This window comes from Tetragenococcus solitarius NBRC 100494 (assembly GCF_001544195.1).
In the GTDB taxonomy this organism is placed as follows: Bacteria; Bacillota; Bacilli; order Lactobacillales; family Enterococcaceae; genus Tetragenococcus; species Tetragenococcus solitarius.
Genome location: NZ_BCPY01000090.1, coordinates 1 through 799, shown reverse-complemented (window position 1 = coordinate 799; position 799 = coordinate 1). Strand labels below are relative to the sequence as shown.

The window sequence follows — 799 nt, the reverse complement described above, 5'->3', positions numbered from 1 at the left end:
GGTTCTGTTGCAAAGTTTTCCCAAAAATCTATTTTAGTGTAAAATTGAGAAAAAAGACAGAGAGGACAGAGTAATGAATCATTTTAAAGGCAAACAATTCAAAAAAGACGTCATTATTGTCGCTGTTGGTTACTACCTGCGTTACAATCTAAGCTATCGTGAAGTTCAGGAATTGTTATATGATCGTGGAATAAATGTGTGTCATACTACGATTTATCGTTGGGTGCAAGAGTACAGCAAAGTCCTCTATTATCTTTGGAAGAAGAAAAATAGACAATCCTTCTATTCATGGAAAATGGACGAAACCTATATCAAAATTAAGGGACGTTGGCATTATCTTTATCGTGCAATTGATGCGGACGGCTTAACCTTAGATATCTGGTTACGAAAGAAACGGGATACGCAAGCAGCCTATGCTTTCTTAAAACGACTCCATAAACAGTTTGGTGAGCCGAAAGCAATTGTGACCGATAAAGCACCTTCTCTTGGCTCCGCCTTTAGAAAGTTACAGAGTGTGGGTTTATATACTAAGACAGAGCACCGAACTGTGAAGTATCTTAACAATTTAATAGAACAAGACCATCGACCTATTAAAAAATTTTATCAAAGTCTCCGTACAGCCTCTTCCACGATTAAGGGCATGGAGACCATTCGAGGAATATATAAAAAGAACCGAAGAAATGGAACGCTCTTCGGCTTTTCGGTGTCTACTGAAATCAAGGTATTAATGGGAATAACAGCCTAAGATATTTAGAGTTCAGAGAGGGCGCGTTTGATTTTCAAACTTCGCAACAGAACC

At 38.2% G+C, this 799-nt stretch carries 1 protein-coding gene; it reads left to right on the top strand.

What is annotated here, in order from left to right; genetic code table 11:
- Positions 1 to 73: 73 nt before the first annotated feature.
- Positions 74 to 745, top strand: coding sequence for an IS6 family transposase (locus tag TS1_RS12235; RefSeq protein ID WP_068710732.1), 672 nt, complete (start codon positions 74 to 76; stop codon positions 743 to 745).
- Positions 746 to 799 lie beyond the last annotated feature (54 nt).

Excerpts from the sequence above, each read along its gene's own strand:
- TS1_RS12235 (WP_068710732.1), top strand. The coding sequence starts at position 74 with ATGAATCATTTTAAAGGCAAACAATTCAAAAAAGACGTCATTATTGTC.